The sequence below is a fragment of the Pedobacter soli genome, assembly GCF_900101435.1.
In the GTDB taxonomy this organism is placed as follows: Bacteria; Bacteroidota; Bacteroidia; order Sphingobacteriales; family Sphingobacteriaceae; genus Pedobacter; species Pedobacter soli.
In genome coordinates this window covers 141526-155488 of sequence record NZ_FMZH01000009.1, presented here as the reverse complement: position 1 = coordinate 155488, position 13963 = coordinate 141526, and the positions used below count along the sequence as shown (strand labels likewise).

General features: G+C 41.5%; 15 protein-coding genes. 8 read left to right on the top strand and 7 right to left on the bottom strand.

What is annotated here, in order from left to right; translation table 11 throughout:
* Window positions 1-91 precede the first annotated feature (91 nt).
* Window positions 92-1675: a Na+/H+ antiporter gene (locus BLR37_RS18665; RefSeq protein ID WP_090771225.1), complete on the bottom strand. Its 1584-nt coding sequence runs from the start codon at window positions 1673-1675 to the stop codon at window positions 92-94.
* Window positions 1676-1896: 221 nt separating this feature from the next.
* On the bottom strand, window positions 1897-3312 hold the full coding sequence (locus BLR37_RS18660) for an aminotransferase-like domain-containing protein (protein ID WP_090771387.1): 1416 nt from the start codon (window positions 3310-3312) through the stop codon (window positions 1897-1899).
* A gap of 92 nt (window positions 3313-3404) precedes the next feature.
* Here BLR37_RS18660 and BLR37_RS18655 point away from each other — a divergent pair, with 92 nt between their 5' ends.
* From BLR37_RS18655 to BLR37_RS18625, 7 genes are all read left to right on the top strand, one after another.
* On the top strand, window positions 3405-4292 hold the full coding sequence (locus BLR37_RS18655) for a DMT family transporter (protein ID WP_090771223.1): 888 nt from the start codon (window positions 3405-3407) through the stop codon (window positions 4290-4292).
* Window positions 4293-4318: 26 nt separating this feature from the next.
* Complete coding sequence (locus BLR37_RS18650; protein ID WP_090771221.1) at window positions 4319-4939, top strand: FMN-binding negative transcriptional regulator; 621 nt, start codon at window positions 4319-4321, stop codon at window positions 4937-4939.
* 1 nt (window position 4940) lies between these two features.
* On the top strand, window positions 4941-5255 hold the full coding sequence (locus tag BLR37_RS25525) for a GNAT family N-acetyltransferase (RefSeq protein WP_208599691.1): 315 nt from the start codon (window positions 4941-4943) through the stop codon (window positions 5253-5255).
* A 240-nt stretch (window positions 5256-5495) separates the two neighbouring features.
* A complete protein-coding gene (locus tag BLR37_RS18640; protein ID WP_143009623.1) occupies window positions 5496-5774 on the top strand; it encodes a hypothetical protein in 279 nt (92 codons plus the stop codon).
* Between the two features lie 94 nt (window positions 5775-5868).
* The gene (locus BLR37_RS18635; RefSeq protein WP_090771218.1) at window positions 5869-6558 is read left to right on the top strand and encodes a phosphatase PAP2 family protein; all 690 of its coding nucleotides are present in this window, start codon (window positions 5869-5871) and stop codon (window positions 6556-6558) included.
* A gap of 6 nt (window positions 6559-6564) precedes the next feature.
* Window positions 6565-8088, top strand: a complete 1524-nt coding sequence (locus BLR37_RS18630; protein ID WP_090771216.1) for an ArnT family glycosyltransferase — start codon at window positions 6565-6567, stop codon at window positions 8086-8088.
* 101 nt (window positions 8089-8189) lie between these two features.
* Window positions 8190-8948, top strand: coding sequence for a CE1 family esterase (locus BLR37_RS18625; protein WP_244154697.1), 759 nt, complete (start codon window positions 8190-8192; stop codon window positions 8946-8948).
* Window positions 8949-8966: 18 nt separating this feature from the next.
* On the opposite strand, the gene BLR37_RS18620 is transcribed toward BLR37_RS18625, so the two are convergent.
* The 5 genes from BLR37_RS18620 to BLR37_RS18600 all read right to left on the bottom strand — a co-directional run bounded on the left by BLR37_RS18620 (window position 8967) and on the right by BLR37_RS18600 (window position 12657).
* Window positions 8967-9251, bottom strand: coding sequence for a hypothetical protein (locus BLR37_RS18620; protein ID WP_090771212.1), 285 nt, complete (start codon window positions 9249-9251; stop codon window positions 8967-8969).
* Window positions 9252-9527: 276 nt separating this feature from the next.
* The gene (locus BLR37_RS18615) at window positions 9528-9713 is read right to left on the bottom strand and encodes a hypothetical protein (protein WP_143009622.1); all 186 of its coding nucleotides are present in this window, start codon (window positions 9711-9713) and stop codon (window positions 9528-9530) included.
* A gap of 124 nt (window positions 9714-9837) precedes the next feature.
* Entirely contained in the window at window positions 9838-11016 is a 1179-nt protein-coding gene (locus BLR37_RS18610) for a helix-turn-helix domain-containing protein (protein WP_143009621.1), read from the bottom strand.
* 154 nt (window positions 11017-11170) lie between these two features.
* Window positions 11171-11989, bottom strand: a complete 819-nt coding sequence (locus BLR37_RS18605) for an endonuclease/exonuclease/phosphatase family protein (RefSeq protein ID WP_208599690.1) — start codon at window positions 11987-11989, stop codon at window positions 11171-11173.
* Between the two features lie 200 nt (window positions 11990-12189).
* The gene (locus BLR37_RS18600; RefSeq protein ID WP_090771206.1) at window positions 12190-12657 is read right to left on the bottom strand and encodes an Lrp/AsnC family transcriptional regulator; all 468 of its coding nucleotides are present in this window, start codon (window positions 12655-12657) and stop codon (window positions 12190-12192) included.
* A gap of 193 nt (window positions 12658-12850) precedes the next feature.
* Here BLR37_RS18600 and BLR37_RS18595 point away from each other — a divergent pair, with 193 nt between their 5' ends.
* Window positions 12851-13909, top strand: coding sequence for a PLP-dependent cysteine synthase family protein (locus BLR37_RS18595; RefSeq protein WP_244154696.1), 1059 nt, complete (start codon window positions 12851-12853; stop codon window positions 13907-13909).
* The last annotated feature ends 54 nt before the right edge of the window (window positions 13910-13963 follow it).

Below are 13963 nucleotides of genomic sequence, written 5' to 3'. Positions count from 1 at the left end.
AAGCTTTTAGACAGCTCTTCTACAAGCTGAAAAAGATAAATCTATCTATGAAATAACCGCTTTGCTTTTTCTAAAACGACCTAAATTTGATTTACAATAGCTTTACCCGCTCCTCTTCCAAATCGATCTGGTAAATATGTAATCTGATCATCTCATCATGAAGTTCGGCATCATTTCGGTTTAATGCTGACAGGAAATTGCGTTGTCCGTCTAGTAACTCCATATAGGCTTTTTTGGTGCTTTCGCTCATTTTAACCTGCTCAGGATTATTTATTTTATGCTCCCACTGCGTTATCATCCGTTGTAAATGCACATCTTTTTCTACCTGACCATCCTGCTGTGCTTTTAATAACCTAACCGTTTCTGCCACCAGCTGGCTTTTAATCCGGTGCCTGGCTTCTTCTTCTCCCAGCTCCGGAATGTGTCCAAAAATGCCGGAACGTTTGATCAAATATGGGAGGGTTAAGCCTTGAATTAACAATGTAAGGAGGATAACGGTAAAAGTGATAAATAAAATGAGGTTGCGGTGCGGAAAGGGCACCCCACCTTTAAGGGTTAAAGGAATGGCCAGGGCTGCAGCAAGTGATACCACACCGCGCATTCCGGTCCAGCCCAATAATAGCGGCATGCGCCACCTTATGCGGCTGCTTCCTCTCAAAACGGCTAAATCGGGTCTGAATAAAATAGTGGCTACCAGGGCACTGTAGGAGCTGATAATCCGCGCAACAATTAATATCGCAGTTACAATGAGTCCATAAGTAATGGCCTGCCCTATCGGGATACCATCGGCATGGAGCCCGTCTACTACTTCAGGCAGTTCGAGGCCAATGAGCATAAATACAATGCCGTTGAGGATAAATATCATGGCTTCCCAAACACTGTAACCGCGTATACGACTTGCGCTGGTTAAAAAAGTAAGCCGGCGGAGCGATAAAAACAAGCCGCCCGATACCACAGCGAGCACCCCCGAGCTGTGTACCTGCTCGGCAACCCAATATAAAAAATAAGGCTCAATCAGCGTAAAAACAATATCAGAAGCCGCATCGGTAGGCAAACGTTTATGTGCCTGTGCAAACAACCAGCCAAATAACAAACCGATGCCAATGCCACCTGCAATCATCCACGAAAAGCTCAGTATAGCATCCTGAAAAATAAACTGCCCGGTACCCACCGCCACCAACGCAAACCTGAAAATAATGAGAGAAGAGGCATCATTCAGCAAACTTTCACCTTCGAGTATGGTAGCCGTTGATCTGGGGATTTTTACAAATTTCATGATGGCTCCGGTACTTACCGCATCTGGCGGAGATACAATTCCGCCCAGCAAAAAGCCCAGCGCCAGGCTAAAACCAGGGATAAAATAATTGGCCACAACGGCAACGGCCAGCGCAGAGAACAACACCACCAAAAATGCAAAGCTCCCAATCATGCGCCACCACTTTTTCATCTCCTTAAAAGAAATGCTCCACGAAGCCTCAAATAAAAGCGGCGGCAGGAAAATAAAGAAAATCATATTGGGATCTACCTGCACCTTAGGTAAACCCGGAACAAAGCTGATGAGTAAACCTGCTATAACCAATAATACCGGGTAGGCAATGCGTAACTTTGTTGCCAGCATCTCGATCAGTACTATTGCGGCAACCAGGGCCAGCATAAAAGGTAATTGTTCGTGCATATTTTAAGTTTTCTTTTTAAAAATAGCAAAAACAAATATATCAATCAGCGAAATTTGCGTGATCGGCCTATCGTGTGGACACATCTTTTGCATTTCCCTTTGCACTTTCCGTCATTGCCAGCTCGACTGGCAATCTTAATGCTGTAAAAAGGCTAGCGAACCATACGCCAAAATTTGCCTTATCAGCGGGAAACCGCTCTAATGCTCCAACGGATTTAAGATTATGAAATCATTTTAGCCAGATTGCCCAATTGTTTAAGTTTAAACTTGAGTTCATCAGACCAGGGCAGGCCTATGCAAAGCCTGATACAATTCTCGAACTGATCTTGCAATGTAAACATACGCCCAGGGGCAATGCTAATCTGCTTTTTAATAGCCAGATCGTACAGTTTTACGGTATCTACCCCTTTATCAAATTCGACCCACAGCGCGAGTCCACCTTGTGGCCTGCTGGTTTTTGTGCCTTCCGGAAAATAATCGGCAATGGCCTGAACATAGTTTTGATAATTGTGCTGTAAAGTACGGCGAAGTTGATGCAGGTGCACATCGTAACGACCGGTTTTAAGGAAATTGCCCACGGCTTCCTGTATAATTGATGGCGACGACAATGAATGCACCAGTTTTAACCGCAGCAATTTATCTTTATATTTACCCGGTGCCATCCAGCCAACGCGATAACCCGGTGCCAGGGTTTTGGAAAAAGCACTGCACAAGAGCACATTGCCTTCTGTATCAAAAGCCTTGCAGCATTTTGGCCGTTGTGTACCAAAATAAATATCGCCATAAATATCGTCTTCAATCAACGGGATATTGCACTCAGCAAGTAGTTTAACAACCTCTTTTTTATGTTCATCGGGCATGCAACTCCCCATTGGGGTATTAAAATTGGGCACCAGCAGGCAGATATTAATTTTAGGCAATACTTTCTTTAACGCATCAACCTCAATACCGGTAACGGGGTGCGTAGGCAATTCGAGCACTTTAAAGCCCAAACTAATTACCAGTTGAAAAATACCGGGATAACAGGGGCTTTCTACTGCAACTGTATCCCCTGCTTTACCCAAAGCCATCAGGCAAAAAGATAAGGCATTCATGCCACCGTTAGTAGTAATGATATCGTCTTCGCTTAAATTCCCACCCCAGGCCAGCGAGCGCACGGCTATCATCCGCCTCAGTTTAACATTTCCCTGCAGGGGTTCGTATTCCGTCCCTCCCTCAGCTAAAGCACGCGTAGCATACAAAACCTCCTTTTTCAGTTTGGCCAAAGGCAAGAGGTTGCCAGATGGTACGCCGATTGAAAATAAGGTAAGATCGGTACGGCCAATGTTGGAATATACTTTGGTAATTAATTCATTCGGTTCGTTAAAGTTGGCTTTTAGCGAAGGATTACTCGCCTCAGGCAATGGCAACCTCAGGTAATCGAGTTTGTTAACGAAAAAGCCAGATTGTGGCTTCACTTCTATTAACGATTGTGCCTCGAGCTCTAAAAACACCCTTTTGGCTGTATTCATGCCAATACTGTGCTCTTTACACAACATCCGTACTGATGGTAAACGGTCGCCAGCCTTTAAAATTCCACTTCTAATCTGCGTAGCAATGCCATTCGCAATTTCATTGTACCTAAAAACTTTCTCCATAATAAAAGCAAACTGTATCCATACAAACATACAAAACTGATACTGTATTTATCAGCACCAGTTTTGCAGTTTTGTGTATCAATTTTTAGGAAATGGAAGATACCAGTATAACACTTAAAGAAAATGTTTCGAGGGGCTGGCTTAACGGCTTTATCGGCGTTCTTATTTTTAGTGGCTCAATGCCCGCAACCCGGATGGCTGTAACAGACCTTAATCCGGTATTTGTGACTGTTGCCCGCGCCTCAATAGCCGGCTTACTGGCCCTTGCTGTATTGATTATTTTTAAAGAAAAACGCCCAGCGAAAGCCATGTATATCCCATTAGCAATTGTTGCTTTGGGCGCCGTTATTGGCTTCCCGTTATTAAGTGCCATGGCGCTACAACACATTACCTCGGCGCATTCATTGGTATTTCTAGCCTTATTGCCCATCGTAACGGCTTCCTTTGCAGTCCTCCGTGGTGGCGAACGCCCTCGTCCGGTATTCTGGTTATTTTCGGTTATGGGCAGTCTCCTGGTTATCGGCTATGCCATTTACCAGGGGCTAACCGCTTCGCCCATTGGCGATATGTTAATGCTTGCTGGCATTGTACTCTGCGGACTAGGCTATGCAGAAGGTGCCCGGCTGTCGAAAACACTTGGTGGCTGGCAGGTGATCTCCTGGGCGTTGGTTATTTCGCTTCCCATTATGTTACCGATTATGTTTATTTACCAACCCAGCTCATTTTCTACCGTAAGTACCGGTGCCTGGCTTAGTTTGGCTTATATTGCCTTATTTAGTATGTTTATTGGCTTTATATTCTGGTACCGCGGCCTGGCGCAGGGAGGCATTGCCTCAGTTGGTCAGTTGCAACTGCTCCAGCCCTTTTTTGGATTGGGCCTTGCAGCTACACTCCTCCATGAAAATGTAAGTTTAGGCATGCTAGGTGTTACCATAGGTGTAATTCTTTGTGTGGCTGGCTCTAAGAAATTTGCTAAATAATCAATTCTTTATTAAAACAGAAAAACATGTTTGTACCCAGCGGTTATAAATTTGAAAGCGAAGCCGCAAAAATTGCTTTCATGCAGCGCTATAGCTTTGCAACGATCATCACAAACAACGATCAGCAGGTCCCTTTAGCTACGCAATTGCCTTTTGTGGTCGATCAGCGTACAGATAAACTCATCCTTGGCGGGCATTTTAGTATTGCCAATGAACAGGCCCGTTACATTGAACAAAACACCTCGCTGATCATATTTACTGAGCCACACGCCTACATCTCTCCTACGCATTACAGCAAACGTGAAAGTGTACCCACCTGGGATTATATCGCTGTTCATGCCTACGGTAAGGCAAAGGTGATTAATGATGAGAATTTGAAGCTAAACGCTTTGGAGCAGATGATCAATGTTTACGAAAAGGATTATATGGATCAGTGGAACAGCCTTGCCGATACCTTTAAAAACAAAATGATCAAAGGAATAGTAGCTTTTGAACTGGAAGTAACAGACCTGCAGGGACAACAAAAATTAAGTCAGAACAAAACACAGGCTGAGCGCGAAAGTATTATTGCACAATTGAGGAACAGTAATAATACCGTTGAGCATGACCTTGCGAGCTATATACAAGCAACCCTAAAAGATAAATAACATGGAAATATTAAACAGTACCCCAAATGATATTGAACAAATTTTTGAACTTTACAAAATAGCTACAGCTTTCCAGAAAACGAAGTACATTGTGCAATGGCCTCAGTTTGAACAAGCACTGATTGAAACAGAAGTAGCTGAACTCAGGCAATGGAAAATGCTGATTGATGACCAGGTAGCCTGTGTTTGGGCGACCACTTTCAGCGATCCGCAAATATGGGAAGATAAAAATACCGATCCTGCGGTTTACATTCACCGCATTGCTACCCATCCCGATTTTAGGGGACAAAACCTGGTAACCGCAATTGTAACCTAGGCTAAGGCTTATGCCAAAACGCACCATAAAGATTTTGTCCGTTTAGATACAATAGGTGAAAACCAGGGATTAATTAATCACTATCAAAAATCGGGTTTCGATTACCTCGGGCTTTTCGATTTAAAAAACACCGATCAGTTACCCGCGCATTATCACAATGCAGCCGTAAGCTTATTCGAATTACCTGTAAATGACATGGCTAAATAAACCTATATAACAATCATTTAACATTCCACTTAATTGAGGGTAATAATAAGCAGCTATTATTACCCTATGGTTCGTATCAATTTTTCCAGATTTGGTTTTGAAGAATTTTTCAACTGTCCGTTCGACAGGCTGGAGGAAGAAATTTCGCGTTATTCCATCCACATAAAACTGCAAAACAGCCCCCAAACACCTGAGGAACGCGAAAGCTACCGCAATGAAATAGACCGGCTAACAGTTTTAAAATACATTAGTCAGCTAAGGAAAGGCAAGCTTACTAAAGAAGATTTCAGCCTTAAAGTAGCCTTGATTTAACCGCCTAACTACTGGTTAATGGAATTAAAACTATTTTATAATATCGTAATATAGCACTAACAATTTGATTTTACAGCAGGGCTATCTTTACAATATGATGACGATAAGCCCTGTAAATAAAGCAACTGAAAATAACCGCCTTTTCTATTTGCTTTGCCTGTCTTTTCTGGCACTTAGCGGATTAATGCTGGCCTGCGTAACTAAAGCTGATAGTTTTATAGCACTTAACCAGTTTCACACTCAAACTATGGATTTTTTCTTTGCCCGTTATACCTTTCTGGGCGATGGTACCTGTTCGTTGGTAGTATGCGCCATATTGCTGTTTACCAAACAACGTAATCTCGCATTATGCGTACTCCTGGCATACCTTACTTCAGGACTTTTCGCCCAAACGCTTAAGCATCTTATTTTTGCTCCACGCCCAAGAATATACTTCGAAAGCAGTAACATTCCATTTTACCTCGATTTTTTTAAAACGAGCTGCGCAGGAAATAACAGCTTCCCATCCGGTCACACCACATCCGCATTTGCACTGGCAACCATACTGGCCAGTCGTTTTAAAAGAACTATCCCCACTATCCTGCTTTTTATTGGCGCTTTATTAGTTGGATTTTCGCGTGTGTATACCGGCGAGCATTTTCCACTCGATGTATGGACAGCCATGGCAATTGGAATTGCTTTTGGTTTAATCGCAATCGTACTATTAAAAGACAAAAAAATTGTTTTACCTGGCTTCGGTAGCCGAAAAAACGCCCAACCTGCTGCTTCGCTTTTTGCCGAATAAACTTACATGACCATAAAAACGAAACTGATTATCTTAATCTTTACGGCTACGTTAATCAGATGTATTGCAGCCATAGCTGTTGATTTAGGCAACGATGAAGTATATTATTTATCTTATGCCCACCACCTGCAATGGAACTATTTCGATCACCCGCCAATGGTTGCCCTGCTCATCAGGTTAACAACTTTTAATTTACATTTTACCGATGCATTTTTTGTAAGGCTTGGCCCCATTATACTTGCCGCAATAAATACGCTTTTGATATTTAACATCGTACGCAAATTAAAAGATGAAACGGCAGGTTTTATTGCCGCCCTTTTGTTTACCGCTTCTGTTTATTGCAGTGTGATAGCAGGCCTGTTTATCCTGCCAGATGCGCCTCAAATCTTTTTTTGGCTGATTGGAATTGGGTTATTGATAGCCAGTACATCACCAAACATCACCAGAAGCAGATTAAACCTAAACCTCATTTTATTCGGAGTTGTGGCCGGATTGTGCACCATGAGTAAGGTGCATGGCATTTTCTTGTGGTTTGGCTTACTTTTATATGCGATAACCACATACCGTAAGTTACTGCTCAATAGGTATTTTTATCTTGCCGGCTTGATAACAGCAGTCATTGTTTCGCCGGTTTTAATCTGGAATATTCACAACAAATTCATCACCTATAGCTTTCATAGCAGCAGGGTAACGCTTAATCATGGCATCCACCTGCTGGGTTTTGCGCGCGAGCTATTGGGAAGTATATTGTACAACAACCCCATTAATTACCTATTAATCTTTATGGCCCTAATTGCCATTTCCCGAAAGCAATCGACTATTAAAACTCAGACAGTCAGGCTCTTGATCTTTACCAGTATACCGCTCATTCTTATATTGCTGTTTACCTCTTTATTTAGAGATACCCTCCCTCATTGGTCGGGGCCCGCTTACATTGCACTGATTATGCTTACAGCCTGCCATTTTTCAGCAGATACAGTAAAAAGTAGTCTCCAGCTTAAACTTGCTTATGCTGCAAGCATATTTTTAGCGCTGATCGTTTCATCAGGTATACTTTTAGTCAATTATTTTCCCGGAACAATCGGCAAACAAGACAAAGAAACATTGGGCAGCGGCGATTTTACGCTGGATATGTATGGCTGGAAAGGCTTGAAAAATGAATTTAATCACTTTCGTCAGCGAAATATTTCTGCTGGCATTTCAAGTACTTCTTTTATCATCAGCAACAAATGGTTCCCCGGTGCGCATATCGATAACTATGTGGCCCAACCATTGGGACTAAACTTCATTGCCATCGGCCAGCTGGAAGATATCCATACCTACGCCTGGCTTAACCGCTACCGCAAACAAATAAAAAACGGCGATGATGCTTATTTCATTACCTTTTCTAACAACTTTAGCGATCCAAATCCCCTATACAGCCATTTGTTCAGGAAAATTACCAAAGCGGTAAGCATTCCACAATTGCGCTATGGAAAACCGGTCCGGAATATCCTGATCTTTCTATTGATGGATTATCGGGGTAAATAAAATTTCCGGTTAAACCAAAACCACTTGCACCCGTCAAAAAAAATATAAACAAATCTGTTATGCGGTTTCCTCGTAAATCTATTTTGTGTATTGGCTTAATCATGATTTGGGCCATCATTTCCAGCGCGCAAGAGTCACCAGTTAAAATCATGAAATGGACGGTAGACAATGCTTCGCGTGAAGCAATGGTTTACCTGCCGGCAACTGCAAAAAGTAAAGATAGTCCGGTAATATTTGTTTTCCATGGTCATGGTGGTACAATGGGCAATATGTTCAGAAGCAGAGGCTTCGAAAAGCTCTGGCCTGAAGCCATTGTTGTTTATCCGCAAGGGCTTAATACACCCGGACAATTAACCGACCCTGCCGGCCGCTTACCGGGCTGGCAAAAAGCCCCTGGCGATATGGGTGACCGTGATTTGCACTTTTTTGATGCGATGCTAAAAACACTCAAGCAAGATTATCGGGTAGATAACAAACGTATTTACGCCACAGGCCATTCTAACGGCGGCGGTTTTACCTATTTGCTTTGGGCAACCCGTGGAGATACTTTCGCAGCCTTTGCGCCCTCTGCTGCTGTGGCACCAAAAGTTGCCAGCCAGTTAAAGCCTAAGCCTGCCATGCATATTATGGGCGAGCAGGATGACCTGGTAAAAACTGCCTGGCAGAGGGCCATGTGTAATAAAATATTACAGGTAAATGGCTGCAATGATAAGGGTGAACCTTACGACCAATACGCCACATTATATCCTTCGGCTAAACAAAGTCCTGTGGTGTTGTACGTCCATCCGGGAGGCCATGTTTACCCTACCGAAGCCAATAAAGTAGTTATAAAGTTCTTTAAAAGCGTGGTAAAACCTTAAAAAGACGATTAATAAACATTAACTGGCCTGTAAAATTTCTACCTCCCGCAACGAGAAAATAAATGTAGCTATGCGATTAAAAGCAGGATTAAATTTTTCATTATTTTCTGGTTGGTACAATTTCTCGTAGCTAATGTGATTGGCGCTAAGCGTAATCGTCATAAACGGATTGCCATCTATTTTCAGTTGATAACAGATGTTTTTATATTCCAACACCGGCACGATGTTCATCTCGCTCAGCAACCTGTCAAGTTGTTTTATCGCACCCAGAATATCAAGATTAGGGGTTAAAAGTAAGGGCATAATTAAATTTAGATTATTGTCAAGTTTACAATTGACGATTAATGGGGTAAATGGTTTAAAATGGCGTTCAGTAGTTCATTTGTCATTGGTTCATTAGTCATTGGTTCATTAGTCAATAGTTAATGGTTCATGGCTGCAATCAAACTGAAAACTGTTAACTGAAAATTGATTATTGGTCAATAGTTAATGGTTCATAGCTGCAATCAAACTGAAAACTGTCAACTGAAAACTGCCAACTGAAAATTGATTATTGGTTATTGAAATTTGTTCATTCCATTATTGTCCATCCCGGTAAACTTCTGCACCGGCTTCCTGCTGAAAAACAGCTCCACTCGAAATCGTTTCTACGGCCGTAAGCACGGTTAGCGATTTGGCATCATGATCAATAAAATTTACCAGTTCATTAAATTTCCTCGCTGCAAGGGTAAAAATCATCACGGTTCTACTTTCTCTTTTATTCATAGCATCATCAATTATACGCAAGCCTTATTCTGTTTCAGGAATGCAAGGCAAATTTGCTCAAACCATTGTTTTTAATGGTATTTGGCCGCGATGAAGATGTATCAATTTCTTAAACCGTTACATTTTACAGGCTTTTTTCATCCTTCAAAGTAGCAAGGTAAGCCGATGGCGTAGTGTGCATCACTTTCTTAAAAGCATTAAAAAAAGTATTGCGCGAAGAGAAACCTGCATCCAGGGCAATGGCTTCCAGGGTGAACTGTTTCCAATCGCCCTGATCTAATCTGGCCTTTATATATTCGATACGCAAGTTATTGATGTAGGTACTGAAATTAAGCTGGTAATGGTTATTGAAAAGTTCAGAAAGTTTGTGGTTCTGAATTTCCAATGCCGAAGCCAGCTCGCTCAGGTTAAGTCCGGGCCTTCTGAAAAGCTCCTGCTCTTTAATCGCTAGTGTTACCTGTTCAGCCAGGTGGGTATCCACAATTTTAGGCCTGGCTTTTTCATCGGCCACAGGCAAGGTATCGGTTGGTGCTTTTACCTCAGCTAATACTGCTTTTTTAGTAAACCCATAAATGAGTTCGGGATTAAAAAAAAACATAAAACTCAAAACCAGCAAACAGCAACATAAAAATATGACGATCGATCCTTCATGTAAAATAGACCAGATATGGCTCCTGTTTTGTAAAATCGAGACATTAATAAGTAGCATACCCGCAAAAATGACGAAGCAAACTGCACTAAAAAAATAGATCCAGTTAATGGTTTGCTTGTTTTGACCAGGCACCTTAGAAGCCCGATAGGCCAGCCTGATCTGTAAAAGGGTATAAATAAGGGCTGAGAAAGGAAAAGCATACCAGTGCCAGGGCTCTACAATATATTCGCTGTCTGAAAATGCAAATTCCACATCGGCCACTACCCTGCTTACCACCTCGTGCTGCCCGGCATAACTCAGCATGTTGTAGGGGATAATGGAAATGACTGCGGGAATAGCAATCAGAAAATGGAATAGGTGCGATGGCTTAAAAATGGCGTGCTCCTTGTTCAAAGAACCCCGAAAATAGAGGTACAAACATGGTGCAACAGTATAATAAAAAGGTAATCCTTTATTAAACAAGTAGGGATAATCTTTAATCAGCCCTGAATTGGTTAAAAGATAAATCAGGCCATACCAGGCCATACCTGCAATGGCCATCGACAGCAAAAAATTGAGGTAAAACTTATCGCGCCCATAAAGCAACAGTTTAACCACAACCACTGAAAAAATAAAAATTGCACCGATAACGGCAAGGAAAATGGGATGCAAAAGCTCAAATTTTAATAAAAGCACCAAAATTAAGCATTATTAACCTGCTTTTCTGTAGAAAAGGTATTCTTGCAGCTACTTGACGAAAGCCAGCTAAATAATTCCGGTAGCTTCACCAGATCATGAAAAAGCTGCCGGTACGATGCTGTAAAAATTAATCGTTTAAATCAATAACCGATAGAATGGGTAAATGATCGGATGCGTACCTTTCTTTTACCACTTCATGATAAATGACATTAAATGGGTTTCCTTTTTTAAAGGCAATGTGATCGATCGTTGTTTTGGGATTAATTACCGGAATGGTAAAGCCACAACTGCTGCAGCTCCGCGTAAACGGTGCATCGAATAGTTTTATAGGTTCCGAACCAGGTGCAGCATTTAAATCGCCCGCAATGAGGAATGGCAAAGTTTCTGCAGCGGCTAGTTTCACTATTTCTTTCACCTGCATTACCCTGTTTTCTTCAGCACGCTCGGCATCTAAATGTGTAGACGCAAAGCGGATAAATTTCCCTTTAGCTATTTCTACAGTGGCTATGGCAAGCACGCGCTGCTCGGCACGGGCACTGTTATTTTTAGGCAGTTTATACGTTTTTTGTGCCGAAAGCGGAAACCGGGAAAGGATGGCTACACCATAATCTCCCCCATCATGATCAATGGCTTTTGCGAAATAGAAATTCATTTTTAATTTTTGTGCAAGCAAAACAGCCTGATTGATGTTACCCGAACGTTTGGTATTTACATCAACTTCCTGCAGGGCAATCAAATCGGGATGCTGCGCTGAAATGGCTTTGGCTATCGCATTTACATCAATAGTACCCGCTTTTTCTTTGGTAGGCGGATTACAGTGATGGATGTTATAACTCATTACCCTTAAACGGTTTGAACTTTTTGTTGCAGAACCTGCTCCTATTTTAGGCGAGCAGCCGCTAAAAAGCAATGCAACAAGTAATAATGGCCGATATATGTTTTTCATAGCCCCAAAATACAAAGTTTCTGCATTAGTAAATAACCAATTAGCAATAATCAAAAAACAATAACCAATGACCAATATTCAATTACCAAATACCAATTATCAATAGTCAATGGTCTCAGTTGGCAGTTTGCAGTTGGCAATTTTCAGTTATCAGTCTGATTAGGCTATGAACTATTGACTATAAACCATTAACCAATAAACTACAACGGATAAGCGGTTTCGCTCTTGGGTTCTGATAATACAAAGTAACTCTGTACGGTAGTAATATTGGGTAAGGTAGCCAGTTTATGCCTTAAAAATTCGTGGTAAGCATCCATATCTTTAGTAGCAATGCGGAGGATAAAATCATGTGCCCCTGTCATTTGCAGGCATTCCATTACTTCGCCAAATTTAGAGACCTCGGTTTCAAATTCGACCAGGGTTTTAGCGGTATGCTCTTTCAGTAAAACATGCGAAAAGGCGATCAGGTTTCGGTTAATTTTCTTCCTGTCCAGAATGGCCACTACCCTTTTGATATAGCCTTGCTCTTTCAATCGCCTGATCCTTTCGTGGATGGTTGCGATTGACTTATGCAGCATCAACGATACCTCTTTATTCGTTAAAGAAGCATCGCGTTGCAGTAATTTCAATATTTCTAAGTCAACCTGATCTAAATCGCCGTGTATCATAAGCTATGCTGAATCGAAAAAAAATATAATGCAGCTCTGAAAAAACATCCAAAACTGAAATAAAAATTAAAATTTAACCAAAAAAGCAGAAAATTTCTGTAAAAAACAACATGTATTGACATAAAAAATTATAATACAGAGTTTTACCGAAATTAAAATCAATTGCAAAAGCAATTAAAATTGGCTTAAAAATATGTCAACAACTACGCTAACAACCAACGAAATGACCTCAGCTTTGAACGCAAAATTTGAACATTTATCGCTTTTAGTTGGTAACACACCTATGTTAGAACTGGCTTATAGCTTTAAAGGCAAACCGGGCAAAATTTATGTAAAGTGCGAGCACTACAACTTAACGGGCAGCATTAAAGACCGTATGGCACTTTATACTTTAAAAAAAGCCTATGCTGAAGGTAAAATTAAGCCTGGCGATAAAATAGTTGAAGCCACCAGCGGTAATACCGGAATTGCCTTTGCCGCAATAGGTAAAGCTCTGGGCCATCCGGTTACCATTATTATGCCTAACTGGTTAAGCAAAGAGCGCATGGACATTATTAAAAGTCTCGGCGCCGAAATTATTCTGGTAAGCAAAGAAGAAGGTGGCTTTATTGGCAGCATTAAACTTGCCGAATACATGGCAGCCAATAACCCAAATGTATTTTTACCTAAACAATTCGAAAATATAGCCAACCCTGAAGCGCATGAATATACCACAGGTAAAGAAATCTGGGAGCAACTGCAGCTAAAAAGTTTATGTCCAGATGCCTTTGTAGCTGGTGTAGGTACTGGCGGTACCATCATGGGCGTTGGAAATTTCCTTAAAAAGCAAAAAGCAACTGTAAAAATCCACCCGCTTGAACCAGCCGAATCGCCAACATTAACTACCGGATATAAAGTAGGCAGCCACAGAATTCAGGGCATTTCCGATGAATTTATCCCTGAAATTGTTAAGCTCAACCAGCTTGATGATATCGTACAAGTAAACGATGGAGATGCTATCCTGATGGCGCAAAAACTTGCTCAAAAGCTAGGGCTTGCTGTTGGGATCTCATCAGGTGCAAATGTAATTGGAGCCATTAAAAAACAACAGGAAATGGGTACAGACAGCTGTGTGGTAACCATATTTTCGGATAGCAACAAGAAATATCTGAGCACCGATTTAATGCGTGAAGAACCAGCAAAAACAGGCTACGTTACGCCTGCTGTCGATTTTATCGATTACCAGGCTTTCAGCAGATTAAACGGTCAGTAAGCAGGCTGATCAATTTCCGGTCAAATCAACAACCTTAATTCAATATTAAACCAA

Bases quoted from the DNA above. Each gene is read 5' to 3' on its own strand.
- BLR37_RS18660 (WP_090771387.1), bottom strand. From the start codon at position 3,312: ATGGAGAAAGTTTTTAGGTACAATGAAATTGCGAATGGCATTGCTACG.
- BLR37_RS18650 (WP_090771221.1), top strand. From the start codon at position 4,319: ATGTTTGTACCCAGCGGTTATAAATTTGAAAGCGAAGCCGCAAAAATT.
- BLR37_RS18655 (WP_090771223.1), top strand. From the start codon at position 3,405: ATGGAAGATACCAGTATAACACTTAAAGAAAATGTTTCGAGGGGCTGG.
- BLR37_RS18600 (WP_090771206.1), bottom strand. From the start codon at position 12,657: ATGATACACGGCGATTTAGATCAGGTTGACTTAGAAATATTGAAATTA.
- BLR37_RS18620 (WP_090771212.1), bottom strand. From the start codon at position 9,251: ATGCCCTTACTTTTAACCCCTAATCTTGATATTCTGGGTGCGATAAAA.
- BLR37_RS18635 (WP_090771218.1), top strand. From the start codon at position 5,869: ATGATGACGATAAGCCCTGTAAATAAAGCAACTGAAAATAACCGCCTT.
- BLR37_RS18615 (WP_143009622.1), bottom strand. From the start codon at position 9,713: ATGAATAAAAGAGAAAGTAGAACCGTGATGATTTTTACCCTTGCAGCG.
- BLR37_RS18630 (WP_090771216.1), top strand. From the start codon at position 6,565: ATGACCATAAAAACGAAACTGATTATCTTAATCTTTACGGCTACGTTA.
- BLR37_RS18605 (WP_208599690.1), bottom strand. From the start codon at position 11,989: ATGAAAAACATATATCGGCCATTATTACTTGTTGCATTGCTTTTTAGC.
- BLR37_RS18625 (WP_244154697.1), top strand. From the start codon at position 8,190: ATGATTTGGGCCATCATTTCCAGCGCGCAAGAGTCACCAGTTAAAATC.
- BLR37_RS18595 (WP_244154696.1), top strand. From the start codon at position 12,851: ATGTCAACAACTACGCTAACAACCAACGAAATGACCTCAGCTTTGAAC.
- BLR37_RS25525 (WP_208599691.1), top strand. From the start codon at position 4,941: ATGGAAATATTAAACAGTACCCCAAATGATATTGAACAAATTTTTGAA.
- BLR37_RS18665 (WP_090771225.1), bottom strand. From the start codon at position 1,675: ATGCACGAACAATTACCTTTTATGCTGGCCCTGGTTGCCGCAATAGTA.